Annotated in this window: 20 protein-coding genes; 5 read left to right on the forward strand and 15 right to left on the reverse strand. The window is 75.1% G+C overall.

From position 1 onward, the window contains the following. From AB0K92_RS31505 to AB0K92_RS31535, 7 genes are all read right to left on the reverse strand, one after another. On the reverse strand, nucleotides 1-436 hold a 436-nt coding region (locus AB0K92_RS31505), incomplete at its 3' end, for a zinc ribbon domain-containing protein (protein WP_365928576.1). A gap of 3 nt (nucleotides 437-439) precedes the next feature. Beyond that, nucleotides 440-2986: a tetratricopeptide repeat protein gene (locus tag AB0K92_RS31510; RefSeq protein WP_365928578.1), complete on the reverse strand. Its 2547-nt coding sequence runs from the start codon at nucleotides 2984-2986 to the stop codon at nucleotides 440-442. Beyond that, nucleotides 2983-4314 (reverse strand): hypothetical protein, encoded by a 1332-nt coding sequence (locus tag AB0K92_RS31515; protein WP_365928580.1) that lies wholly within the window; start codon nucleotides 4312-4314, stop codon nucleotides 2983-2985. The genes AB0K92_RS31510 and AB0K92_RS31515 overlap by 4 nt, the downstream gene beginning before the upstream one ends. A 46-nt stretch (nucleotides 4315-4360) precedes the next feature. Continuing rightward, nucleotides 4361-5323 (reverse strand): glutamate ABC transporter substrate-binding protein, encoded by a 963-nt coding sequence (locus AB0K92_RS31520; protein ID WP_365928606.1) that lies wholly within the window; start codon nucleotides 5321-5323, stop codon nucleotides 4361-4363. Nucleotides 5324-5439: 116 nt separating this feature from the next. After that, nucleotides 5440-6858 (reverse strand): hypothetical protein, encoded by a 1419-nt coding sequence (locus AB0K92_RS31525; RefSeq protein WP_365928582.1) that lies wholly within the window; start codon nucleotides 6856-6858, stop codon nucleotides 5440-5442. Nucleotides 6859-7161: 303 nt separating this feature from the next. Beyond that, nucleotides 7162-8535, reverse strand: coding sequence for a hypothetical protein (locus tag AB0K92_RS31530; protein ID WP_365928584.1), 1374 nt, complete (start codon nucleotides 8533-8535; stop codon nucleotides 7162-7164). Beyond that, the gene (locus tag AB0K92_RS31535; protein ID WP_365928608.1) at nucleotides 8532-9026 is read right to left on the reverse strand and encodes a hypothetical protein; all 495 of its coding nucleotides are present in this window, start codon (nucleotides 9024-9026) and stop codon (nucleotides 8532-8534) included. The genes AB0K92_RS31530 and AB0K92_RS31535 overlap by 4 nt, the downstream gene beginning before the upstream one ends. Before the next feature lie 478 nt (nucleotides 9027-9504). On the opposite strand from AB0K92_RS31535, the gene AB0K92_RS31540 reads away from it, so the two are divergent. Together AB0K92_RS31540 and AB0K92_RS31545 are read left to right on the forward strand one after the other, a co-directional pair. Then, nucleotides 9505-9726, forward strand: coding sequence for a hypothetical protein (locus AB0K92_RS31540; RefSeq protein ID WP_365928610.1), 222 nt, complete (start codon nucleotides 9505-9507; stop codon nucleotides 9724-9726). 184 nt (nucleotides 9727-9910) lie between these two features. Beyond that, nucleotides 9911-10270: a DUF6415 family natural product biosynthesis protein gene (locus tag AB0K92_RS31545; RefSeq protein WP_365928586.1), complete on the forward strand. Its 360-nt coding sequence runs from the start codon at nucleotides 9911-9913 to the stop codon at nucleotides 10268-10270. 45 nt (nucleotides 10271-10315) lie between these two features. Here the strand turns inward: AB0K92_RS31545 and AB0K92_RS31550 are convergent, their stop codons facing one another. From AB0K92_RS31550 to AB0K92_RS31565, 4 genes are all read right to left on the reverse strand, one after another. Beyond that, a complete protein-coding gene (locus AB0K92_RS31550; RefSeq protein ID WP_365928588.1) occupies nucleotides 10316-11287 on the reverse strand; it encodes a BadF/BadG/BcrA/BcrD ATPase family protein in 972 nt (323 codons plus the stop codon). Continuing rightward, the gene (locus tag AB0K92_RS31555; RefSeq protein WP_365928590.1) at nucleotides 11278-12543 is read right to left on the reverse strand and encodes a 6-phospho-beta-glucosidase; all 1266 of its coding nucleotides are present in this window, start codon (nucleotides 12541-12543) and stop codon (nucleotides 11278-11280) included. The genes AB0K92_RS31550 and AB0K92_RS31555 overlap by 10 nt, the downstream gene beginning before the upstream one ends. Nucleotides 12544-12593: 50 nt before the next feature. Continuing rightward, a complete protein-coding gene (locus AB0K92_RS31560) occupies nucleotides 12594-13790 on the reverse strand; it encodes an ROK family transcriptional regulator (RefSeq protein ID WP_365928592.1) in 1197 nt (398 codons plus the stop codon). A 126-nt stretch (nucleotides 13791-13916) separates the two neighbouring features. Then, nucleotides 13917-15011, reverse strand: a complete 1095-nt coding sequence (locus AB0K92_RS31565; RefSeq protein WP_365928596.1) for a mechanosensitive ion channel family protein — start codon at nucleotides 15009-15011, stop codon at nucleotides 13917-13919. Nucleotides 15012-15340: 329 nt separating this feature from the next. Here AB0K92_RS31565 and AB0K92_RS31570 point away from each other — a divergent pair, with 329 nt between their 5' ends. Next, nucleotides 15341-15877 (forward strand): HNH endonuclease, encoded by a 537-nt coding sequence (locus tag AB0K92_RS31570; RefSeq protein WP_165998646.1) that lies wholly within the window; start codon nucleotides 15341-15343, stop codon nucleotides 15875-15877. A gap of 286 nt (nucleotides 15878-16163) precedes the next feature. Here AB0K92_RS31570 and AB0K92_RS31575 read toward each other — a convergent pair whose 3' ends face one another. From AB0K92_RS31575 to AB0K92_RS31590, 4 genes are all read right to left on the reverse strand, one after another. Beyond that, nucleotides 16164-17513, reverse strand: coding sequence for an FtsX-like permease family protein (locus tag AB0K92_RS31575; RefSeq protein WP_365928598.1), 1350 nt, complete (start codon nucleotides 17511-17513; stop codon nucleotides 16164-16166). Next, complete coding sequence (locus AB0K92_RS31580) at nucleotides 17510-18223, reverse strand: ABC transporter ATP-binding protein (RefSeq protein WP_365928600.1); 714 nt, start codon at nucleotides 18221-18223, stop codon at nucleotides 17510-17512. The genes AB0K92_RS31575 and AB0K92_RS31580 overlap by 4 nt, the downstream gene beginning before the upstream one ends. Then, nucleotides 18220-18753, reverse strand: a complete 534-nt coding sequence (locus AB0K92_RS31585; protein WP_365757435.1) for a PadR family transcriptional regulator — start codon at nucleotides 18751-18753, stop codon at nucleotides 18220-18222. Before AB0K92_RS31585 ends, AB0K92_RS31580 begins: the two co-directional genes overlap by 4 nt. 120 nt (nucleotides 18754-18873) lie before the next feature. Further along, nucleotides 18874-21741, reverse strand: a complete 2868-nt coding sequence (locus AB0K92_RS31590; protein WP_365928602.1) for a beta-N-acetylglucosaminidase domain-containing protein — start codon at nucleotides 21739-21741, stop codon at nucleotides 18874-18876. Between the two features lie 275 nt (nucleotides 21742-22016). Between AB0K92_RS31590 and AB0K92_RS31595 the strand changes: the two genes are divergently transcribed. Both AB0K92_RS31595 and malQ read left to right on the forward strand, forming a co-directional pair. Continuing rightward, nucleotides 22017-22244, forward strand: a complete 228-nt coding sequence (locus AB0K92_RS31595; RefSeq protein ID WP_165998637.1) for a hypothetical protein — start codon at nucleotides 22017-22019, stop codon at nucleotides 22242-22244. Further along, nucleotides 22245-24407 (forward strand): 4-alpha-glucanotransferase, encoded by a 2163-nt coding sequence (malQ, locus tag AB0K92_RS31600; protein ID WP_365928604.1) that lies wholly within the window; start codon nucleotides 22245-22247, stop codon nucleotides 24405-24407. Nucleotides 24408-24754: the final 347 nt, after the last annotated feature.

Here is a 24754-nt window from a genome sequence, read left to right on the forward strand (position 1 = left end):
CGGGCGGGTACGGGGGCGCGTCGGGCGCCGGAGATGCCGGGGCGTGCGCCGGGGGTGCGGGCGGGGCCGGGGGAGCCGGGGGCGCCGGGACGGAGGGCGGGGGCGGCGTGTTCCCGTACGGCATCGGGCCGTTGGCGTGCGGCGCGGGCGCGGGCGCGGGTACGGCGGGGGTGGCGGGGTGGGCGGCCGGTGCCTGGCCGTACTCCGGCGGCAGCGTGGCCTCCGCGCCGGGCTGCGGGGCGTACCCCGGAGGCAGCGAGGTGCCGGCGAGCCCCGGCGGTGCGGGTGAGGCCGGCGGCGGGATGTCCCGCGGGCGTGGCGGTACGGCCGACAGGTCGTATCCGCAGGCACCGCAGAAACGGTCCCCCTGTTCCAGCGGTTCCGCGCAGCTCGGGCACTGCGTCAGGGCGGCCTGCCGGGGCGGCATCTGCGACATCAACTACACCCACGTCCGGGGGCGGTAACGATTGGCACGTTCCACCAGGTCGATCCTCTCCTCGCCGCTCCGCGCCAGCCGTGCCAGCGTGCGGTACGAACGTTCCAGCCCGAAGCGCAGGCCCCGTTCGTCCAGGTCGCTGCCGAGCAGCGTCCGTCCCCCAGCGGCGGAAGGGACGGAACCCTGGCCCCCGGAGAGTATCCAGTCCAGGGCGCTGCCGAGCACTTCCGTGGCCAACTGCTCGCGCCGCGTCGGGTCCAGACCGTACGCGTCGAGCGCCTCGACCTGCCCCGCGGCGGCCGTCAGGTCCTCCAGGAAGGGTACGTCGGAGGCGGTGGCCGTGCGCTGCCGCAGCCGGGCCCGGACCGCGGCCACGCGGGCGGCCGTGTAGTGGATGGACGCCTCCGGGACCGACTCCAGCGTCCGGACGGCGGCCCGCCGGTCGCCTGCGGCGAGCTGGACGCGGGCCAGGCCGAACGCGGCGCTCACACAGCTCGGATCGGTCGACCACACCAGGCGGTAGTACTCGGCGGCGTTGTCCAGCTGGCCCAGCACCTCCGCGCACAGGCCGAGGGCCAGCTTGGGCGCCGTCTCGCCGGGGAACGCGTCGTAGATCGCGTCGAAGGCGAGCGCCGCGCCCTCGTGGTCGCCGGTCACCAGCGAGGCGACGCCCCGGTACCAGACCACCCGCCAGTCGTCGGGGCGCTCCTCCTCCAGCGCGGCCAGCACGGTCAGCGCGGTCGCCGTGTCCCCGTTCTCCAGCCACGCGCGCACCTGCCGCAGCCTGGTCTCCGCCGACTGCGCCGGTACGGCGGTCAGCGCGGCGATCAGCTCGGCCGGCGCGGACGTCAGCAGACCGGCCAGGAACCCGGCGTTGGGGTCGGCGGGGTCCACGTGCGGGACGGGCAGCGCGAGCGCGGCGGCGGCCGTCGGCACCGGCCTGACCAGGGACGGCGTACCGCCCGGGACGGGCGGGAGCGAGGGCGGCGGCGAGGCGGCGCGCGGGCCGGTCGGGCGCGCCCCCAGACGCGACACCTCCCCGGCCTGCGGGGGGAACATCTCCGTGTCGGTCACCCGCAGTTCCGGGCCGAACAGCGTCGACAGCGCCGGGCGGGCCCGGCCGGTCTGGAGGGAGACGACCTCGCGCAGGACGCCCGTCAGCTGCTCCGCCATCTCCTGCGCGGAGGTGAACCTGCGGTCCGGGTCCGGGTCCGTGGCGCGGACCAGGAGGCGGTAGAAGGACTCGTACTGCCGGAAGACCTCGATGGTGTCGGGGTCGGGCAGCGAGTCGGCGTAGACGTTGGTGTAGCCCTGGAAGTCGAGGGTGAGGACGGCGAGGGTGCGGCCCACCGTGTACAGGTCGGACGCCACCGACGGGCCGGCCTCGGCGACCTCGGGCGCCTGGTAGCCGACCGTGCCGTAGATCGCGGACTCGTCGTCGTCCATGCGGCGCACCGCGCCCATGTCGATCAGCTTGAGCTGGTCCTCGGTCTGGATGGCGTTGTCGACCTTGAAGTCGCAGTAGAGCAGGTTGCGGCTGTGCAGGTGGCCGAGGGCCTCCAGGGCCTCGATGCCGTACGCGCAGGCCTGTTCGACCGGCAGCGGGTCGCGGCGGCCGTCGGGGGTGCGGCGGGCGTTGGCGATCTCCTTGAGGGACTTGCCGCCGACGTACTCCATGACGATGTAGCCGTCGAGGGAGCCGGTGCGCTGGTCCAGGTGCTCGACGAAGTTGTAGATCCGCACGATGTTGGCGTGCTCGATCTCCGCGAGGAAGCGGCGCTCGGAGATCGCCGCCGCCATCGCGTCCTGGTCGCCGGTGTCCAGCAGGCCCTTGAGGACCACCCAGCGGTCGGCGACCGCGCGGTCCACGGCGAGGTAGATCCAGCCCAGGCCGCCGTGCGCGAGGCAGCCCGCCACCTCGTACTGGCCGTGCACGATGTCGCCCGAACGCAGCTTCGGCACGAACGAGTACGGGTGGCCGCACTTGGTGCAGAAGCCCTCCGTGCGGCCCGGGCGGTCACCCCGCGAACGGCCCACCGGGGCACCGCAGTCCGCGCGGGAGCAGAACCGCTTGCGCTCCGGCACCTCCGGGTTCGCCAGCACCATCGCGCGCGGGTCGGGCCGCGGCACCTGCGGGACCTGCACAAGGCCCGCGCCCAGCCGCCCCCGGCCGCCGGAGGTGGACCCGGAGGCCGAACCGCGCACCGACACCGAGCGGTTGGAGGCGCTGCCCGGCACGGATCGCGACAGGCGGCCCGAGACCGAGCGGCGCGACCTCGACGACGGCGACGACTGCGCCGACCCCGCCGACCGCACCGACGACCGCGCCGACGTGGGGGAGCCGCCCCCGCTGCCGGCCGAGCGGGCGCTGCGGCTGCCCGCCGGGGCGTCGCCGCCGCCGGTCACCCCGGTGGGCGGCGAGCCGACCAGGCCGGTCGGCGACACCACCGGGGCGAGCCCGCAGGTGTCGCAGTACAGCTCGCCGCCGCCGACGTCCTCGTACGCGCCGCCGCAGCCGGGGCGCTGACAGGTGCTCGGTGTTCCGGTCATGCCGAGGAATCCCCCCTGTGTGTCCCCGGATCGCGGCCGTGCGGAGTGGCGTCCTCCGCGGGGCCGCCCTGCGGCGGGATCCGCGGGGTGCCGAGGAGTTCCGCCACCGCCTGCTGGTAGCGCAGCACCGCCTGCTCGGCGACCCGCAGGTCGCAGGGCGCGCTCCACAGCATGCGGCGCGCCGCGTCGTACCGCTCCACCAGCAGCGGGTCCTCCGCCAGGCCGTGCCGGGCCACCTTTGCCTTGTACGCGTCGAGCCGGCCGCGCAGCTCCGCGCGGACCGCGAGCGGCGCGGTGACCGCCGTCAGCGACTCGCGGGCGCGCAGCAGTTCGTCCTCCGCCTTCTGCTCCAAGGACTCCAGGAGCGGGGAGAGACGGTGCCACTGCGCGGTCCTGCGGTACTCGGCGGCGGTCGCCAACTGCTCCTGCAGCACGGTCGGCGGGCCGCTGACCACCGGGACCTCCGTCGCGGCGATCTTCGCCAGGACCTCCCCGCGCGCGGTGCGGGCCTCGGCGAGGGTGCGGTCGGCGCGCGAGAGCACGTCCCGCAGCCTGATCAGGCGCTGCTCCGCGTCCTGCCGGACGGTGAGGACCGCGTCGATCTCCCGGCGCACGTCCTCCAGGGCGCGCGCCTCCCGGTCGTACACCGTGGTGTCCGGTTTGCCGCCGCCGGGCGCGCTGCTGCCCTCGGCGGGCCGCCAGAAGGCCAGCGGGTCGGAGATCACCTGCGCGCGCAGGGCCGTCAGGGTGCGGGTGATGCGCTCCAGGTCGTCGCCCGCCGGGTGCTCGCCGGGGCGGACGCCCACCGAGTGGGCCAGGGTGCGGGTGCGTTGCAGCTCGGCGGCCAGGAGGTCGATCCGGGCGGGCAGCGCCGACCAGACCGCGTCGGCGGCCACGACCATGTCGAGCGAGGCCGCGTACAGCTCGTTCATCCGGTCCACGAGCGCGGCCAGGGAGTAGCGGGTGCTGAGGCGGGCCGCCTCGCCGCCCGCGACCGTGACGGACTCGCCGCGCAGCAGCTCCGTCAGGGCCACCAGGTCCTCGCGGCTGGACCAGCGGCGGCGGGCGCGGATCTCGCGGGCGGTGCGCAACGCGTCCGTGTAGGCGTCGAAGCACGTCCACAGCAGGCTGATCGACGCCTCCGTCGCCGCCCAGCGTTCCTTGGTGACGCCCGTCAGTTCGGCGCCCTCCAGCAGGCGGCGGCCCGCGTGGTCCTGGAGGGCGAGCAGCGAGGTCTCAATGGCCTCGTGCTCGGCGCCGAGCCGCGCCAGCGCACGGTCCACCTCGTCCCTGTCCATGACCGGACCGGAGGTTCCCGTGACGCCCATCGATCACCTCTCGCTTGCTCTATGGGGGGTTGGCGGTTGGGGCTCGTTACTTGTAATCCGGCGCCGGCGGGGTAGCCGACTCCGAGTCCCTACCCAGCGTCGGCGACAGCCACTTGTCGTACGACGCCTTCCATCCGCCGTCTTCGCGGTAGTCGGCCAGGATCCGGTTGACCCGGCGTACCAGATCCGGGGCCTCCTTCTTCATCGCCACCCCGTAGTACTCGGTCGTGAAGCGCCTGCCCTTGAGTTCCACCGCCGGATCCTGCGCGGCCTGGCTCGCGGCGAGCGCGCTGTCCGTCACCACCGCGTCCACCTCGCCGAGTTGGAGCCGGACCAGGCAGTCCAGCTGGTTGGGGACCGTGGTGGAGATGTCGGCGGACGCGGGCAGGCCGCCGCTCGCGCGGTCCTCGGCCAGCTTCTCGTACGCCGTCGAACCCTTCGCCGAGCAGATCCGCTTGCCGGCGAGGGTGTCGTCGTAGCCCTTCACCGTGGACGAGACGGGGGCCAGGACCTGCTGGCCGGTGAGGAAGTACGGCGCGGAGAAGGCGACTTCCTTCAGGCGGGCGCAGGTGATCGTCATCGTGCGGACCACCATGTCGACCTGGCCGTTCCTGATCGCCGGGATGCGCTGGTTGGTGGGGATCGCCTTGAAGCGGATGCGGTCCGGGTCGCCGAGGAGCTCTTCCGCGATGCGGCGGGCGAGGTCGATGTCGAAGCCCTCCAGCTCGACGGTCTTCGCCGTGCTGTTCGGGTTGCGGTAGCCCCAGCGGTAGCTGTTCTGGTCAACGCCGACCGACAGGTAGCCGCGCCGCTTGACGGCGGCGACCGCGTCGCCCTCGGCGGTGGACGGGGAAAGGCTCTGGTCCTCCGGGTCCTCGCACTCCTCGGCCCTGGCGACGGTCGCCTCCGTGCCGCCCTGCCCGGCCGTGGCGGTGGCGTCCGTGCGGCTGCTCTGGGTGTGCGGCAGGAGCAGGGCCAGGACGAGGGTCAGGACGCAGACCGCGGCCATCGCGGTGACACCGCCCCAGCCCTTCAGGGCCGCCGGCGGGCGGTGGGGGCGGCCGGTCCCGGCGTCCGGTCCCGCGCTCGCGGCGGTGTGGGTTCGTCCGGTCATCGTCGGTCCCTTCACCGGTACTCCGACAGCCTGCGGCCTATGCCCACCAGCGCGCCGGCCGCGCCCAGCACGGCGAGGACCGCGGCGCCCGCCGCCAGGCCCGTCAGCGCGTCCCTGCCGTCACCGGCCGACCGCTCGAACTCCCGCTCCTCGTGGGCGATCGCCGCCTGGAGGTTGCGGTCGACGCTGTCGAAGCACTCGCCGGTCGGCTGCTCGCTCTTCGCGCCGATGATCCTGTCGAGGGCCGTCTGGTAGTCGCCCGCGTCGTCGGCTTCGCGGGCCTCCCGGTGGCGGTCCTGCCAGACGTCCATGTTGCCGGTGGCCGCCCGCACCGGGGCCTTGCCCCGGTCGTCGTCGGCGAGCGCGGCGGCCTCGGCCAGACCCTCGGCCAGGTCCTTCATCGACGCCCGGTACGCCACGTCGAACTTGTCGTCGAACTCGCCCGGTGCGACCTCCACGGTCTCCGCGCCGCGGTTGACCAGCGTCAGGTTCTCGTTGCCCCGCGCCTTGAGGGACGCGATGCGGGCGTCGTGCAGGACGTCCAGGGAACGGATGCCGTGGTCGTAGGAGTCGTTCAGGCCGGCGCGGGCGACGGTGTGGCCGACGGTCAGCCACAGAAGGGCGATCGCGGTGGCCGCGGTGGCGGCGACCAGGCCGTGGTTCAGGACCCGGTTCGTACGGCGGTACGTGCGGTGCTGGGCCCAGGCGAGGGCGGCGAGCGTGGTCGCGCCGAGCGCGATGGCCGCCCAGGGGTAGGGGGTGGCGTCGGCGTAGTCGGCGCGCAGGCGGCGGCTCTCGGAGGTGTAGAGGGCCTCGGCGGCCGGGAGCATCCGGGTCTGCATCGTGTCGTTCGCGTGGCGCAGGTAGGCGCCGCCGAGGGGGTAGCCCTGGCGGTTGTTGGCGCGGGCGCGTTCGATGAGGCCCTTGTACTCCGGCAGGAGCCTGTTCAGCGTGGCGATGGTGCGGGCGGAGGGGGAGCCCGGGTCGCTGCTGTTCGCGGCCGTGACGAGTTTGGCGGCGGCCGTGCGGATGTCCTTCTCGTAGCGCTCGCGGGTCTCCTCGGACTCCTGGCCGCCGGCGAGGAAGCCGCTCGACGCCGCGGTGTTCGCGTCCGCGAGGGAACGGTAGATGTCGGCCGCGGCGGAGGTGAGGGGCTGGCTGTTGCCGAGGACGTCGTCGGCGGCGGTGGTGCGGGCCGTGGTCTGCCAGGCGGTGACGGTGCCGAAGGCGAGGACGAGGGCGGCGAGGACGGCACCGATGATGCGCAGGCGGCCGGGTTCCGTGGTGGCGGAGGCCCGGAGGTGGTCCCAGCCTTCGGCGAAGGCGGTGCGGCGCGGTGGCTGCTGCTGCGGCGGTGACTGCTGCTGTGGCTGGTGCGGTGGTGGTGGTGCCGCGGCGCGGGCGCCGTTCGGCGTGGTCGTCACGCTCACGCTCGACCTCCCCCATGGTCATCTGTCGCCGCAAGTATCGCTGCCCGGAGAGACATCCGCACCGGGTGCGGCTCGGTCTTGACGGGATCGCCATGCGGGGCGGTGTGGTGCGGTGCGGTGTGGCGCGGTGCGGTGTGCGGTGTGCGGTCGTGCGGTCGTGCGGCGCTCCCCTTGCAGTGAATACGCCGGTGGGGGTGGATCGGTTCCCTTTCGAGGTGGGGCGCCCGGGGGTGCCGTCGGAGGCGGGGTGGCGTGCTGCCGGTGCCTGGCGGGAGCAGGCCGGATCCGGATGTGGACGGCCGGTCAGGCGCCGAACACGTCCATGATGTGGTCATCGAGGTCGGCCACCCAGTCCTCCCGCCGCCACGGCACCAGCTCCTGCCGTGCCCTTCTCAGGCGCAGTGCCGGTACCCGACCGCCCGTAGCGGACGCCGCGTCCACGCAGTCGTGCAGCAGGGCGGCGGCAGCCTCCGGTTCACCGAGCCGGATGCGGGCGAGTGCCTGGTCGGTTCTGACGATCGCCTGCTGCACCCGCTCCCTGGGAGCAGCGAGGGTGGAGGCCGACCGGGCGAACCGGTCGTGAGCCTTCGACGGGTCACCGACGTACAGCTCGCACACGCCCTCGAAGCCGCGCAGGTGGCCGGGGGAGAAGCTGGTCGGCGCGGGGTCCCCCGCGTGATCGGTCTCCATGTCGTACCAGGCGAGCCCGAGCGCGGTCCGGGCCTGCCGCTTGTGCCCAGCGCGCGCCGCCAACTCGGCTTGGAGGGCGTGGGCTCGGGCGCGCACCAGTGCGCTCTGCCCCGTGCGTGCGGCGCGAACGGCTTCGTCGACGAGCCGTCGTGCTTCGTCAAGCCCTCGCCTGGCATACAGGTTGGTCAGCGCGTGGCTCATGTGGACGTCGGCTTGCCGCCACGGCTCGGCGAGCCTTCTCGCCTGCTGCGACGCCTCCGCGTAGAGGGCACGCGAAGCGGTGTCGTCCCGTGTCTCGAACGCCAGCCGCGCGGCCAGCGTCATGCCGGCGACCGCCACCTCGCGGAGAGGGGCCATGAGCGGGTCTGGTACCGGTCCGTTCAGGAGGCGCCGAGCAGCCTCCACCGCTGGAGCGAGGAGCAGTTGGAGTCGCGCCATCGGCAGCGAGCCCACTTGGGCGTTGACGTCGGCGACGACGGAGGCGAGTCCGGCCAGGGTCCGTTCATCGGTGCGTGCCGGATCGTGCAGAGCAGCGGCCAGACCGGCGCTGACCTCCGGGGACAGGAGGGCAAGCATGCTTCCGCCGGGGTCAGTTGCCGCGCGAAGCACCGTGGTGCGCAGGTCGGCGACGCGCTGCTCGCCCTCGCCGAGAAGTCCGAGCACCTCCAGGTACTGAGCGAAGTCGGAGCCGGCGCCGAGCGCGAGGTCGCCGCCCGGTGTGCGTGCGTAGAGGTGCGCCAGGAGGAGCTGATGCCGTTCGTCGGGCACCGTCGGTTTGGCGGATTCCCAGCGGGCCACAGATCGTTGCACGCTGGCGACCGCGGGGAGCGGCGGCTGGTGCAGGCTCTCGGCGATCGTGATGAGGACGCGGGCGAAGGCGGCGAGGGACAGACCGCGCCGCTTCCGCAACCGCTTGAGCGCCGCCGCCCCTGCGGCCCTGTCGTCCATGCGGTCCATGCCGTCCATGGTGCTCCGAGAAACGGTCACACGGGCACGATCAGACGGGGCTTCCCCTGATCGGCTGTGTAGTTGAGGGTCTGCCATGTGCCCGAAGCGGGATCGTCACCCTTGGGGAAGCCGATCGTCATGCTGCTGCGGTCGACCATCCAGCGGTTTCTCGCGTGGTAGGCCGGTGACCCGAGCTCCGGCGCCCGAAGCTCGACGATCTCCCTGATGCGGTCACGGACGCGGGCGATCGCCTGCCGCGCCTCGGCCGGCTGCTGATCCACGGTCCCGGGGACGACGACGGTGATGTCCGCTGCCGTGTGGTCGGCGATCCACAGCAGACTAAGGGAATCGATGCCCTTGGCCCCGCCGATGTGGAAGTGAGCGCTGTCGGCGAACGGGCGCAGATAGCCGGCGAACAGGGCCGCGTACTCCTCAGGGCCTCGGTGCCCGGTGCTGCGGGTGCCTGTGATCGTCACCGCACGAGTCAAGATCAACTCCGTGTCATAGGTTGTCGGATCCCGCCTGGTCAGAACTCTTGGGATCGTCTGCGTGTGGACGCCGACGACCTGCGCCGGCTCGCCGGTCTCCTCGGTAAGCACGGCGATCGTGCCCTGCCGTGTGTCACGTCCCGGCCGTCCACACAAGCCCTAAACCCCCGCGGCCGCGTGCAACGGCCCCCGGGCATGGCCAACGCTATGGAGGAGCGTCGACAGTGGATTTCCTACCACGAACACTCGAATGGGTGAGAGCGATTCTGTTCGGACCCCGAGTCCCCGGGCGCCATCGCCGCGCCCTCGGCCCGTGCGGGGTGCGGCTCACCCCCTCCCCGCAGCCGTCGCCGGACGTCCGGGGCGCGCGGCCCGTTGCCGTCCGCAGCCACCGCCGGAGGCGGTACACCCCGCCCCCGTGCGAACCGACGGGCGTCCTCGTCCGGCCCTACGTGGCCTGCCTGGGGGCGGGCATCTACGCGACCGCCCAGTCAGGCGCTGCGGGGGGTGGGCGGTGGCGGTGACGTGTGAGCCGCGGCTCGGAGACCTCGTCGAGGACACCGGGGTGGGGAAGACCGGCAAGGTGATGGGCTTCGAGGGGCCGTACGTGCAGCTGCGGCCGGTCGGCGGTGGGTGCGAGTGGGACGCGGAGCCAGGCCGGCTGCGGCCCGTCGCGGTGAGCGAGGCGCTGCGCGCCGGGGTGTCGGTGGCCAACGCGCGGTCGCGAGGTGAGCTGCCGTGACCCTCGACGCGACCGCCACCGGCACCGGCCTGTCGGCGGAATGCACGCTGGCGCAGCGGCCCGACTACCGGGACATGCACGGCAAGTGCCGCCGGACCGGGGACATTCCGCTGCCCCATTCCAGCCGTGCCCTGCTCGTACGGCGGTGCGGGTGCCCGTGCCACGGGAAGGCGGGCGGGCTTCGGTGAGCGTGGCGGACGGCATCCCTCCGGTGGACCTCGTGACGATGCGCGACACGGTCCGCCGCGTGATCGGTCCCGGTGCGCAGCCGCCGAGCGGTGCGGACCTGGACGTGCTGGCCAGCGCGCTGCGCGGCCACATCGAGCTGATCGTGCCCGTGGTCGAGCAGGCCGCCCGGAAGCTGCCCCGGTACTACCCGCTGCGCAACGGCGGACTGGTCGCCGTATGGGCGGCGCGCAAGAAGCTGAGCGTCGCCGTGGGGCCGGGGCCGGATGGGGCGGCTGAGCAGGCCGTCGAGTTGGCGTACGCCCTCGGTGAACTGTGCGACCGCTACGAGAGCCTGCGGCCGGTCGGCCTCGCGTAGGGGAGGGCCTCCGGCTGCCGGGCGTTGCTTCCCGCGAGGGCTCGGTCAGCCGGTGAAGTGGGCCTGCAGGCGGGACTGGGCCTCCGGGGGTGCCTGGAGGTGGTCAAGGCCCAGGAGGGCCGCGCCGAGGACCGGGGGGGCCGTGACGACGTGGGGGACGGCTCGGGGGGCTCGGTCGGTGAGGAGGGTGCGGATGCGGGTGTCGAGTCGGGGGTGTCGCGCGGCGAGGATGCTGCCGCCGAGGACGACGGGGGTGGGCTCGGTGAGGAGGTCGAGGCGGGTGAGGGCGACCGTGGCCATGGTGACGATCTCGTCGGCGAGGCGGTCGACGAGGGAGCGGGCGACGGGGTCGCCGGAGGCGGCGGTGGCGAACAGGACGGGGGTGAGTTCGTGGCGGCGGGCGGGCGGGATGTGGCCGAGGTGGAGGGCCTCGATAAGGGCGTACATGGTGGGGAGGCCGAAGTGGGCGGGGAGGGTGGTGGCGAGGCGGGTGGGCGCGCCGCGGCCGTCCTCCGCGCGGGCCGCGTGGAACAGCGCCTCCTCGGACAGGCCCCAGCCGCCGCCCCAGTCGCCGGAGATGCGGCCGAGGGCGGGGAAGCGGGCGGTGCGGCCGTCGGGGCGCATGCCGGCGCAGTTGATGCCGGCGCCGCAGACGACGGCGACGCCGAGGGGTTCGGTGACGCCGGCCCGCAGGACGGCGAAGGTGTCGTTGCGGACCTCGGCGGTGGTGCCCCAGGCGCGGGCGCGCAGGGCGGCGGTGAGGGTGTCCTCCTCGACCGGCAGGTCCGCGTTGGCCAGGCAGGCCGAGACATGGGTGACGGCGGTGACGCCGGCGGTGTCGAGGGCGCGGCGGACCGTGGCGGTGAGGGCGGCGAGTGCCGTGTCGAGGCCCACGGCGGGTGGGCGGAAGCCCTCGCCGCGGGCCGTGGCCAGGACGGTGCCGTCGGTGGTGACGACGGCGACGTCGGTCTTGCTGTTGCCCGCGTCGATGGCGAGGACGTGTCCGGTCAGGCCCACGCCAGGTGCTCCCGGTTGTGTGCGATCAGCTGGTCGGTGAGGGTCTCGGCGTACGCGTACTGGCCGACGAGGGGGTGGGCGAGGAGGGCCCGGAAGACGCGGTCGCGGCCGCCGTGGAGGGCGGCTTCGAGGGCCAGGTGCTCGTAGGCGGTGACGTCGGCCATCAGGCCCGCGTACAGGGGAGAGACGGGGGAGACGGGGAGGGGGACCGGGCCGGCGGCGGTCACGGTGGCGGGGACCTCGACGACCGCGTCGTCGGGGAGGAAGGGGAGCGTGCCGTTGTTGTGCGTGTTGACCACTTGGTACGGGCTTCCGGTGCCCGTGAGGAGGGCCGCGGCCAGGTCGACGGCGGCCTCCGAGTAGTAGGCGCCGCCGCGCCGGGCGAGCAGGTCCGGTTTGGTGTCCAGGGCGGGGTCGGCGTAGAGGGTGAGCAGCTCGCGTTCCATGGCGGCCACTTCGGCCGCCCGTGACGGTTTGGTGCGCAGTTCTCGTACGACCTCGTCGTGGGCGTAGTAGTAGCGCAGGTAGTAGGAGGGGACCACGCCCAGGCGGTCCAGGAGGGCGCGGGGCAGGCGCAGGTCGGCGGCGATGGTGTCGCCGTGGGCGGCGAGGAGGCGGGGCAGGACGTCCTCGCCGTCGGGGCCGTTCAGGCGTACGGCCGTCTCCCAGGTGAGGTGGTTGAGGCCGACGTGGTCGAGGTGGACGGACGCGGGCGGTACGCCGAGGAGCGCGGCGAACTTGCGCTGGAGGCCGATGGCGACGTTGCACAGGCCCACCGCCTTGTGGCCGGCCTGGAGCAGGGCGCGGGTGACGATGCCCACCGGGTTGGTGAAGTCGACGATCCAGGCACCGGGGTTGGCGCGGCGGACGCGGTCGGCGATGTCCAGGACCACCGGGACCGTGCGCAGGGCCTTGGCCAGGCCCCCCGCGCCGGTGGTCTCCTGGCCGACGCAGCCGCAGGTCAGCGGCCAGGTCTCGTCCTGCTCGCGGGCTGCCTGGCCGCCCACCCGGAGCTGGAGGAGGACCGCGTCCGCGCCGTCCACGGCCCGGTCGAGGTCGGAGGTGGTGACGACGCGGGCGGGGTGGCCCTGGCGGGTGAGGATGCGGCGGCTGAGGGCCCCGATCAGCTCCAGGCGGTCCGTCGCCGGGTCCATGAGGACCAGCTCGTCGACGGGGAGGGTGTCCCTGAGCCGGGCGAGGCCGTCGACCAGTTCGGGGGTGTACGTCGAACCGCCGCCTACCACGGTGAGTCTCATACGGTGCCAGCCCTTCACTGCGTGCGTGTCCGGTCGGGGTGCGCGACGGTTCAGCGCGAGGTGTCGAACACCTCGTCGCGGGTGGCCGCGAGGGCGCTCTCCAGCGCGCCGCGCAGCACGGGGTGTTCGGTGACGGTGCCGGTGACCAGCCGGGGGCGGGCCGCCGCCAGCTCCGCCAGCTCGGCCTGGACCAGGGCGCGCAGCGGTTCCCCGCCGCAGGTGAGGGAGGTGCCGCTGAGCACGACCAGCTCCGGGTCGAGGACGGAGACCAGGGAGGCGAGACCGGTGGCGAGGCGGGTCGCGTACGCGCGCAGCAGCCGCTGGTGGCGCGCGTCGTCGGGGTGCTGTGCCGCGCGGGTCAGCAAGGCGGCGGCGACCTCGGCGTGGGAGCCCCCGGGCAGGTCGGTCAGGCCGGCCTCGCGGGCCAGGGCCGGCAGGACCTGGGAGCCGGCCAGCTCCTGGTAGCCGCCGCTGCCCGCCCGGGTGACCTGGCGGACCAGCGGGGTGCCCGGCACCGGCAGGAAGCCGACCTCGCCGGCGCCGCCGGTCCAGCCGCGGTGCAGCCGGCCGCCGAGGACCAGGGCGGCGCCCAGGCCCTCCTGGTTCCACAGCAGGACGAAGTCCTCGTGGCCGCGGGCGGCGCCGAGGCGCTGCTCGGCCACGGCGACGAGGTTGACGTCGTTCTCGTACTCGACCGGCATCGGCAGCGCGGCGGCGAGTTCGGCGAGCAGGGTGGGCGCGTGCCAGCCGGGCAGGTGCGAGGCGTAGCGCAGCCGGCCGGTGTTCGGGTCGAAGGCGCCGGGGGTGCCGATGACCAGGCGGTGCAGGGCGTCGCGGGTGAGCCCGGCCGCTTTCAGGGCGCCGTCGAGGGCGTCGGCGACCTGCCGGACGACCGGGCGGTCCGGGCGCTTGCCGGGCGTGGGGACCTCGTGGGTGCCGATCGTGCGGCCGGTGATGTCGGCGACGGCGGCGCGGATGCGCTCGGGGGTGACGTCGAGGCCGGCGGCGTGGGCGGCGGCCGGGTTGAGCGCGTACAGCTGGGCGTTCGGGCCGGGGCGGCCCTCGCTGGTACCGGTGGCGAGGACGAGTCCGGCGGCCTCCAGGCGGGCCAGGAGCTGGGAGGCGGTCGGCTTGGACAGGCCGGTGAGCTTGCCGATCCGGGTCCGGGAGAGGGTGCCGTGCTCCAGGAGGAGGTCCAGGGCGGCGCGGTCGTTCATGGCGCGCAGGGTGCGCGGGGTGCCTGCCATGGGCGTGGGCGTCCTCGTGACGGCGATTGTTAGGAAGGTTTCCTGTTGGATGGCGAAGCTAGCCGGGCGGGAAGGGCGCGTCAAGAGCCAGGGCCCTCACGGGGAGGGCCCTGGTCGTGCGTGCGGCTACTTCGTCGTGCTCGGCGGCGTCAGCGGCGAGGCCGCCGCCGACTGCGGCGAGGTCGTGCTGGCGTACGCCGACGGGGGCGCCATGCCCGCCGTCGGGTCCGCCTCCGCCTCGCCGTCGGACTGGGCGGGCAGACCGCCGACGATCCGGATGCCCTCGGCGTCGAAGGCGCGCTTGATGCGCCAGCGCAGCTCGCGCTCGATCGTCAGGGACTTGCCCGGCATGGTCTTCGCCGACACCTTCACGACCATGGAGTCCAGCAGCAGGCTGTCCAGGCCCAGGATCTCCACCGGGCCCCACAGCATCTCGTTCCAGGGCTCCTCCTTGCCCATGGTGTCGCCGACCTGGGTGAGGACCGCCTTGACGTGGTCCAGGTCCTCCGAGGGGCGGACGGTGACGTCGACGCCCGCGGTGGCCCAGCCCTGGGACAGGTTGCCGACCCGCTTGACCTCGCCGTTGCGGACGTACCAGATCTCGCCGTTGTCGCCGCGCAGCTTGGTCACCCGCAGGCCGACCTCGATGACCTCGCCGGAGGCCACGCCCACGTCGATCTGGTCGCCGACGCCGTACTGGTCCTCCAGGATCATGAACACGCCGGACAGGAAGTCCGTGACCAGGTTGCGGGCGCCGAAACCGATCGCCACGCCCGCGACACCGGCCGACGCCAGCAGCGGGGCCAGGTTGATCTGGAAGGTGCCGAGGATCATCAGGGCGGCGGTGCCGAGGATCAGGAAGCTCGCCACCGAGCGCAGCACCGAGCCGATCGCCTGCGAGCGCTGCCGGCGGCGCTCGACGTTCACCAGCAGGCCGCCGATCGCGGTGCCGTCCACCGCCTGCACGGTGCGGTTCATCCGGTCTATCAGCTTGGTGATCGCCCGCCGCACCACCACCCGCAGCACCGCGGCGATCACCACGATCAGCAGCACCCGCAGGCCGATGGCGAGCCACGTGGACCAGTTCTCCTCGACCCAGCTGGCGGCGTTGGTCGCGCTCTCCTGGGCGTCCTGGAGCGTGGGCACCTTCGGTGCGGTCGACTCGGACGGTGACGGCGTCGGCGAGGGGCCGGCGGCCGGCAGGACGGCGGACAGGGACACGGCGGGTACCTCCAGGTGCAGCGGTCTGCCTCCGGCGGAGTCGTTCGGGGCGTGGGTCGTCCGAGGCGTTCGGGTCACGGAAAGGTCACCGGACGGGCAGAACCACCACACTAACGGGGCATTGCGCGCGGAACGGCCCGGTTCGCGCGGGAGAGACAACACTCACCCGGGCTTGAACAGGTCCCCACCTGGGGGATGAATCAGATGTGGTCGAAAACACTCCCAGCCCGTTACCGGGACATGGTGGCGCGTTCACCTGGCCTGAGGGGAGACTGGCTGCAGATCGTCCCGGCGCGAGCCACGCGCCGCCGGCGTACAAGGAGGCATCCGTGCCGCATGTCCTGGTCCTCAACGCGTCGTACGAGCCCCTCGGCGTCGTACCGCTCCGCCGCGCGCTCGTCCTCGTCCTCGAGAACAAGGCCGTATGCCTCGAGGAGTCCGGCGCCTATCTGCACAGCGCGACCGTCACAGTCCCCGCACCCAGCGTGGTCCGGCTGAAGCGATTCGTGCGGGTTCCCTACCGGGGGCCCGTTCCTCTGACCCGCCGGGCGCTGTTCGCCCGCGACGGAGGCCGGTGCATGTACTGCGGTGGCGTCGCAACCAGCGTCGACCACGTCATCCCGCGCTCGCGCGGGGGCAAGCACGTCTGGGACAACGTGGTGGCGTCCTGCCGCCGCTGCAACCACGTCAAGGCCGACCGCCACCTCACCGAGATCGGCTGGCGGCTGCGCCACAAACCCGCCCCGCCCTCCGGTCTGGCCTGGCGCATCATCGGCACCGGCCACCGGGACCCGCGCTGGCTGCCGTATCTGAAGCCGTTCGGCGCGGACGACGCGCTGGCCCGGATCGACGGCATCTCCGCCTGACGGTCCGGGCTTTCGCGCATCCGGTGCGGCTCGCGCCCCGCCCGTGCGGAACCGGGGAGACCCCCGTCCACCCCGGTCCCGCGGGGCGGCGCGGCCCGCCGAGCGGGACTACGCGTAGCAGCTCCCGCCGTAGGACCCGCGCCGGGTCCGGTCGGTCGCCGCGCGGGTTTACGCGTACGGCTCCCGTCGTACGGCCCGCGCCGGGTCCGGTCGGCCTCCGCGCGGGTTCACGCGTACGGCTCCCCTCGTACGATGCGCGCCGGGTCCGGCCGGCCTGCGCGCGGGACTACGCGTACCGCAGCTCGCCGGGGCGCACCGACCGGCGCAGCAGCGGCAGGGAGGTCGCCGCGGCCAGCAGGCAGGTGACGTACACGGCGACGGGGACGAGCAGCGCCGCCCACGGCACCGAACGGCTGCCGCCGTCGTCGGTGAGCAGGACGTACCCGGTGCCGATCGCCATGCCGCCGATACCCGCGAGCAGCACCGCGGGCGCCAGCGGCAGCGCCGTCTCCAGCAGCAGCGCCCGGCCCAGCACGCGCTGCGGCACCCCGGCGGCGGCCTGGGCGGCCAGGCCCCGGCGGCGGGTGGCCAGGGACTCGGCGGTGCCGACGGCGAGGGCCGACAGGACGATCAGCAGGGCGACGCCGATCGCGGCGGCCGTCAGGTTCAGCCCCGTGGTGTAGAAGCCGCTGCTCTCGGCCAGGTACTTGTCCGACTCCACCACCTCGAGCAGCGCCTGCCGCACCCCCACGAAGCCGGTGCCGACGACGGTCACCAGCAGCACCGCCGCGTGGGTGCGGGCGGCCGCCCACGGGTCGTCGCGCAGCCGCTCGGCCGCGATCAGCACCGCGGGGTCGTCGGTGCGGGCGGCCAGCAGCCGTCCGGTCAGCCGCGCGGTGGCGCCCACCAGCCAGACCGCCGCCGCGCCGACCACCACGACGGCGCCGAGGACCAGCACCGGGCCCGCCGGGCCGCCGGGCCGCTGGCCGGCGGACATCCGGTGGACCGCGCCGGCCGCCACGGCCGCGAACAGCAGCGCCGCCGCGGCGAACGCCCGCCCCGGCCGGGTCTCGGCCCGCACCCGGCGCACCTCGCCCAGCGGCGAGGCCACGACCCGGCGCAGCGCGAGCACGCTCACCAGGGTGCCCACCACCGGCACGGCGAGCGCGACCACCGCGATCGCCGCCCACACCAGGGCCGGGGGCCGGTTCCACTCGCCCAGCAGGAGCAGCACCGAGAAGACGGTGGCGACCGCCGAGCCGAGCGCACAGGCCAGCCCGGTCTCCGCCGCCGCGATCCGCCGCACCTGCCAGGGCGTGGCCCCCGCCAGCCGCAGCCCGGCCAGCCGCCGGTCGCGGTGGACGGCGCCGATGCGCGCGCACTGCCCGAGGAACCCGAACACCGGGACCAGCAGGAGCAGCAGGGCGACGATCACGCCGGAGCGCTCCCCGGGGTGGTCCAGCAGGCCGTTGCCGACGGCCACGTCGTAGCTGCCCCGCAGGGCGGCCAGCACCGCCGCCGCCAGCGCGAACCCGGTGGCGAGCAGCGCCCCGAAGGCGGTGAGCGCGATCCGCCACCACTCCCGCCGGTCCGAGCCCGTCACCAGCAGCCGGGCCAGTCGCAGATCCGTGCTCACCGGGTCACCCCCAGCGCGTCCGCGCCCTCCGCGACCACGACGCCGTCGCGCAGGCCGACCTCGCGGTCGGCGTACGCCGCGATCCGGGCGTCGTGCGTGATCACCAGGACGGACGTGCCGGTCTCGCGCGCCGCGTGCACCAGCGCGGTCATGGTCTGCTCCCCGGCGAGCGAGTCCAGCGCGCCGGTCGGCTCGTCGGCGAAGACCACCTTGGGGCTGGTGACCAGGGCGCGCGCCAGCGCGACCCGCTGTGCCTGCCCGCCGCTCAGCTCGCCCGGCCGCAGCCCTTCCTGCCCGCGCACCCCGAACCGCTCCAGCCACTCCCCGGCCACCGAGTGCGCCTGCCGGCGCGTCAGTCCCCCGAGCAGCAGCGGCAGCGCCACGTTGTCGAGCGCGGTCAGCTCCGGGATCAGCTGCCCGAACTGGAACACCACGCCGAACTCGGTGCGCCGCAGCTCGCTCAGCCGGGCCTCCGGCAGCCGGTCGACGCGTTCGCCGCCGTAGGTCACCGCGCCCGCGTCGGGCCGGACGATGCCGGCGAGGCAGTGCAGCAGGGTGGACTTGCCGCTGCCGCTCGGGCCGGTGACGGCCAGGATCTCGCCGGCCGCCAGCTCGACGGAGGCGCCGCGCAGGGCCTCCGTGCGGCCGTGCGCCTTGATCAGGCCACGGGCCGCGAGCAGTGGTGTGCCGGGGGTGTGCTCGGCTGTCATCGGTGGTCTACCTCCGCGGTCAGGGTCGTCAGCCGGGCCGCGGTGGTCGTCATCCAGCGCAGGTCGGCGTCGAGGTGGGTGAGGGCGTAGTCGGCGGACAGGACCGTGGACAGATCGGCGCCCGGGGCGGTCTTCACCGCCGTGAGCTCACGCATCCGCGCCATGTGCGCGGCGCGCTGCTCGCGCAGATAGCGGTCCGGGTCCCCGCCGGAGAGGATCGCGACGACGACCTTGGCGAAGATCTCGTTCGCGACGAACGGCGCGGGCGGGGTGACCTCCCCGGCCCAGCGGGCCAGTTCGGCGGTGCCCTTCTCGGTGGAGCGGTACAGGGTGCGCTCGGGGCCGCCGTCGGCGTCAGTGCCGTCGATCTCGGCCAGTCCGTCGCGGACCAGTCGTTGCAGGGTCGTGTACACCTGCCCGTAGGCCAGCGGGCGGGCCTGCGGGAAGCGTTCGTCGTGCCGTCGCTTGAGGTCGTAGCCGTGGCTGGGACCGGCGGCGAGCAGCCCGAGCAGGATGTGGCGGGTGCTCATGATGATCAGTATGCACTGAGTACATGTACTGAGTGAATAGTGGGCTGTGGGAAGGCCCGAAAGATCACGGAAAGGGTGCGGAAGTTCCCCGCGCTCGCGCGAGTGGCCGCCCGGTCCGGGTCAGTCCCGGACCGCGTACGCCTCCACCGACCACAGCGAGTAGCCGTACTCCGTCGCCCGCCTGTCCCCTTGCACGCGCACGAACCGCACGTCCCGCTCGTCCATCCGCAGCTCCTCACGGCCGCCGCGGCCGTCGCGGACGGTGACGGCGGTGCGCCAGCGGCGCCCGTCCGGGGAGACCTGGACGCGGTACGCCGACGGGTGGGCGTCCTGCCAGTGCAGCACCACCCGCCCCAGCCGCACCGGACCGGCCAGCTCCACCTGCCACCAGGCGCCGTCGTCCACCGGGGAGGACCAGCGGGTGGCCGGGTCGCCGTCGTTCGCCGCGGACGCCGGGAAGTCGGGGGTCTCGTCGCCGGATGAGCGGGCGGTGCCGGCGCGGGCCAGGTCGGGGCCGCCGGTGGGCGGGACCGCGCGGACGGTGACCGTGCGGGTGACACCGCCGAAGGCGAGGGTCACGTCGTAGGCGCGGGCGGGCGCATCGCGCGGGATGCGGAGGTCGAGCGGCACCTCGACGTCCGTGCCGCGCGGCAGGGCCAGGACGCCGCGCGGGGCGTGGACACCGATCTCCTCCGGCGCCTCGACCGTGAGCCGCCCGCGGACCTCCTGCGGCCGCAGCGAGGCCAGCCGGACCGTGATCCGCCGGGTGCCGCCGAGGTCCGCGTCCACCCGGGCGCGCTCCGGCGCCAGGGACACGGCGGGCGCGTCGGCGTACCAGGGCACCAGGTGCCGGACGCGGGACGGCGCGGGCCCGGTGACGCGCACGGCGTCGGCGCGCAGGCGGGCCGGCAGCTCCGTGGCGCCGGAGGCGTCCAGGGAGCCGAGCGGGCGCCAGCCGCCGCCGGGCAGCCGGGCCTCGACCGTGCCGGCGGTGCCGGGCTCGCTCAGCACGGTCACCGCGCTCAGCGCGCGCGGGCGCGCGAAGCGGACCGTGCGCCCGTCGGCGGAACCGCCCGGCTTCACCGCCGGCTCGCCGTCCAGGCCCGCCCAGGTCTCGTACGCCCGCTGCGCCCGCGCCAGGAACGGGTCCAGCACCCCCTCGCCGACCGTCACGCGGGAGGCGGCGAGCCGGGTCCGCAGCGCGCCGAGGGCGCGGTACGCCGTCCAGGCCGCCGCCGGGTCGCCGGCGCGCTGGGCGCGCAGCAGGTCGAGCGCGGTGGTACCGGCCTCGCCGTAGCGGGCCAGCTGCCGGGTCCAGGGCCCGACCTCCTCCGCCAGGGCGGTGCGGGCGAGGCGGTCCGGCATCTCGCGCAGCACCGTGAAGGCGGCCCGCAGCCGGCGCTCGGCCTCCTCGCCGCCCCGGGCGCGGGTGCGCCAGAAGTCCTCCATCAGCGGCCGCAGATACGCCGACTCCTCGCCGCCGAGCACCGAGGACGCGTCGTTGTCGGCGAGCGCCGCGAGTGCGGCCCGGCGGTCCTCGTCGCCGCCCGCCAGGTCGTCGATCGCGGCCCGCCAGGACTCCTGGGGGCGGTAGGCGCGCGGGTTCCAGGCGTAGTCGGCGGCCGTGAACAGGGGGATGCGGGAGGCCGTGGCCTGCGCCATCGCGTTGGCCAGCAGCGCCGCCGAGCCGGTCGCGACGGCCGGCTCCCGGCCGGTGTACGGGCCGAGGAAGACCCGGCCGGGCGCGTAGTCGTTGACCGGGTAGTTGTCCATGGTGACCAGGGGGTGCCGGAACACCTCCCGCGCGGTGGCCAGTTCGCGGCCCGTGATGGTGCGGGGCACCACCCCGACGCCGGTCCACGCCACCGCCACGTCCGCGTCCAGCGCCCCCGCCAGCTCCTGCCGGTACGCGGTCGCGCCCTCCTGGTAGTACTCGGTCGGCATCACCGACAGGGCCGGCGCGCCGGGGTGACGTTCCGCCAGATGCCGGGCGACCGCGTTCGTCACGCGCGCGTGGGCCCGCGCCGCCGCCCCGGGGCCCGAGCCGAACCGCTCCGTGTCCGCGTCGCAGTGCCACTCGCTGTAGCTGACGTCCTGGAACTGGAGCTGGAACGCGCGGAACCCCAGCGCCCACATCGCGTCCAGCTTCCGGGTCAGCGCCCGCACGTCCGCGTCCGAGGCGAAGCACATCGCCTGGCCCGGCGCGACCGCCCAGCCCAGCGTCACATGGTTGCGGCGGGCCCGCTCGGCCAGCTCCCGGAACTCGGCCCGGCGCTGCGCCGGGTAGGGCTCGCGCCAGCGGGCCTGCCGGTACAGGTCGTCGCCCGGCGCGTACAGGTAACGGTTCTGCTTGGTGCGGCCCATGAAGTCCAGCTGGGCCAGGCGCTGCGCGTGCGTCCACGGGGTGCCGTAGAAGCCCTCCGTCGTGCCCCGTACGGCCGTACCGGGCCAGTCGCGGACGACCGCGCCCGCGATCGTGCCGTCGGGGCGCACCAGCTGACGCAGCGTCTGCACGCCGTGGAAGACGCCGTCCTCGCCCGCGCCGGAGAGGGCCACGCCGTCCGGGCCGGTGGTCAGGTGGTAGCCGCCGGCGGGCAGGGCGCCCCGGTCGCCGGGGCGCTCGCGCTCCGTGCCCACGCGGACCACGAGGGTGCCGTCCGCCGGGAGCGGACCGCCCGGCGGGCGCGGGGTGATCCGGCGCGCGCCCGCCTCCCGCAGCACCGCGCGCAGCGCCTCCAGGTCGGATTCCGGCACCGTGCCGTCGGTGACCAGCGTGACCTCGTCGGTGACCCGGACCGGGGAGCCGGTGGCGCGCAGGGACTGGGGCCGGGGCCACACGGACGGCTCCGGGGACGCCGAGCGCGGCGTCCGGGCGGCCGTGTCCGGAGCGGGCGGGGCCGCGACGGCGGCCGGGGCGCCCCCCAGCGCTCCGGCGACGACGGCGAACGCGAGCGCGGCCGCGCCGCCCCTCCTACGCCGCACCTGCACAGGCCCCCTCCTCGGTCTCCTCCGCCTCCGGTGTCGTCGGCGCACGGCTTCCGTCACGGGTGAACGAGCCCACCATCCGGGGGTGAGGGTGTCAACGGGAGTGGCCGTAATGCGTGGATTGCCGGAATCTGGGGAGGGTGGGTGGACCGGGAATGTGACGAGAAGTGCGTTGTCCGCCCTCCGGGCGTCTGCCCGCGCGCTCACTGGGTAGGGCTGCGGTTACCCCCTCGGCGCCGTACTCGGCGCCCGAGACCGCGACCGACCAGGAGGTCACCGTGACGGCACTGGCAGACCTGCTCCTTCCCGCGCTGTCCAAACGCACGGCGGAGCACGCCGCCGACCTGCCCGAGGACCGCCCCGCCGAACCCGCCCCGTGCGCCTTCAGCGCCGAGAGCGCCTGCGCCCACACGCCCCTCACCAGCGAACCCCCGCTGCCGTACGCCGAACCCCTCACCAGCGAGCCCCCGCTCGCCGCCCCGGACGCCGACTCCACGAGGCCGTAGATGACCGCGCCCCGCCCGGCAGAACCGGCCGGATCCCCCGCATCCGCATCCGCCGCCCTCCCCGGCGAGGAGCTGGCCCGGCTCGCCGAGCTGCACGGCGTGGCCACCTCCTACCGGCCCTCCCCGGACCGCACGGTCGCCGCGTCCGCGGCCGCCGTCGTCCGCGCCCTCGGCGCGCTCGGCGTCGACGCGGGCACCCCCGAGGCGGTCCGCGCCGCGCTCGCCGCCGAAGAGCGCGCACGGCGGCAGCGGCTGCTGCCGCCCACCGTGGTCCGCTGGAGCGGCGGCCCCGCGCCGGACGCCCTCACCGCGCTGCCGCCCGGCACCCGGCTGCGCGTCGAGACCGAGCAGGGCGAGACCCACGCCCTGGCCGACCAGCTGCCGCCCGGCGTGCACCGCCTCACCGCCACCGCGCCCGACGGCCGCACCGCCGACGCCCACCTGATCGTCGCCCCCGCCCGGCTGCCCAGCCCGCCCGGCCGCTCCTGGGGCCTGCTCGTCCAGCTGTACTCGCTGCTGTCCCGGCGCTCCTGGGGCATGGGCGACCTCGGCGACCTCGGCGAGCTGACCGCCTGGGCGGGCCGCGCGCTCGGCGCCGGATTCGTCCAGGTCAACCCACTGCACGCGGCCGTGCCCGGCGCCCCCACCGACCCCTCCCCGTACCGCCCGTCCTCCCGCCGCTTCCCCGACCCCGTCCACCTGCGCGTCGAGGACGTGCCCGAGTACGCGTACGCCCTCGGCGGGCCCGGCGGCGACCGGCTGCGGGCCCTGCCGGAGCGGGCCGCCCGGCTGCGCGAGGCCGTACTCGACAAGGGCGCCCTGATCGACCGGGACGCCGTGTGGGAACTGAAGCGCGAGGCGCTGGAACTGCTGTGCGCCGTCCCCCTCGGCCCCGGCCGCCGGGCCGCCTACGGCGACTTCCTCGCCGACCAGGGCCAGGCCCTGGAGGACCACGCCACCTGGTGCGCGCTCGCCGAGGTGTACGGCCCCGACTGGCGGAACTGGCCCGCCGGACTGCGCGACCCGCGCTCCGCCGAGACCGCGCGCGCCCGCACCGACCTCCTGCACCGTGTCGAGTTCCACAGCCGCCTCGCCTGGCTCACCGACAGCCAGCTCACCGCCGCCCAGCGCACCGCCCGCGAGGCCGGCATGCCGGTCGGGATCGTGCACGACCTCGCCGTCGGTGTGCACCCGTGCGGCGCCGACGCCTGGGCCCAGCAGGAGTACTTCGCCGCCGGCATGTCCGTCGGCGCCCCGCCCGACGCCTTCAACGCCCGCGGCCAGGACTGGGGCCTGCCGCCCTGGCGCCCCGACCGCCTCGCCGCCTCCGGCTACGCGCCGTACCGCTCCCTGCTGCGCGCCCTGTTCCGCTACGCGGGCGCGCTGCGCATCGACCACGTGATGGGCCTGTTCCGGCTGTGGTGGGTGCCCCAGGGGGAGCCGCCGACCGAGGGCACCTACGTCCGCTACGACGCGGAGGCCATGCTCGCCATCCTGGTCCTGGAGGCCTCCCGCGCGGGCGCGATCGTGATCGGCGAGGACCTGGGCACCGTGGAGCCGGGCGTGCGGGAGCGGCTGCGCGAGCGGGGCGTCCTCGGCACGTCGGTGCTCTGGTTCGAGCGGGACTGGGACGGCGACGGCCGCCCCCTGCCGCCCGAGGCCTGGCGCGCGGACTGCCTCGCCACCGCCACCACCCACGACCTGCCGCCCACCGCCGCCCGGCTCACCGGCGAACACGTCGACCTGCGCGACCGGCTCGGCCTGCTCGCCCGCCCGCTCGCCGACGAACGCGCCGAGGCCGCGGCGGACACGGGGGAGTGGCTGGCCTACCTGTCCCGGCTCGGCCTGCTGCCCGGCACCGGCGGCGGCTCCGACCAGGCGTCGGAGGAGGCCGAGGTACAGGCCGTCCACCGCTTCCTGCTGCGCACCCCCGCCCGCATGATCGGGCTCTGGCTCCCCGACGGCATCGGCGACCGCCGCCCGCAGAACCTCCCCGGCACCTGGGACCAGTACCCGAACTGGCGCCTGCCCATCGCCGACGCCCAGGAACGCCCGGTACCCCTGGAGGACCTGACGGCCTCACCGAGGCTGCGGGCGCTGACGGAGGTACTGCGGGGGGAAACGGGACGGACGCCGCGGGGGGTGGCGGACGCCACGGGGTGAGCGGGGACCCTGCGGGGCATTGTGAACGGGCGCCGCCGGGCGATGCCACGGGCGCCGCGGGGTGACGCGGGGCGGCCCCGCCGGCCCCGCGCGGCAATGCGGGCCGGACCCCGCGCGGTGAGGTGGGGCGGACGCCGCGGGGCGAGGCCGGACCGGTGCCACGCGGGGAGGCGGGCGGACCCCGCCGGGCATTACGCGGCGGACGCCGCCGGGTGATGCGGAGTGATGGAGGGCGGACGCCGCAGGGCGAGGCCGGACCGGGGCCGCCGTGCCGCCCGGCGGGGCGGACGCCGCCGGGTGATGCGGGGTGGTGGGGCGGATGCCGCCGGGCGAGGCCGGACCGACCC

Source organism: Streptomyces sp. NPDC052687 (genome assembly GCF_040678395.1).
In the GTDB taxonomy this organism is placed as follows: Bacteria; Actinomycetota; Actinomycetes; order Streptomycetales; family Streptomycetaceae; genus Streptomyces.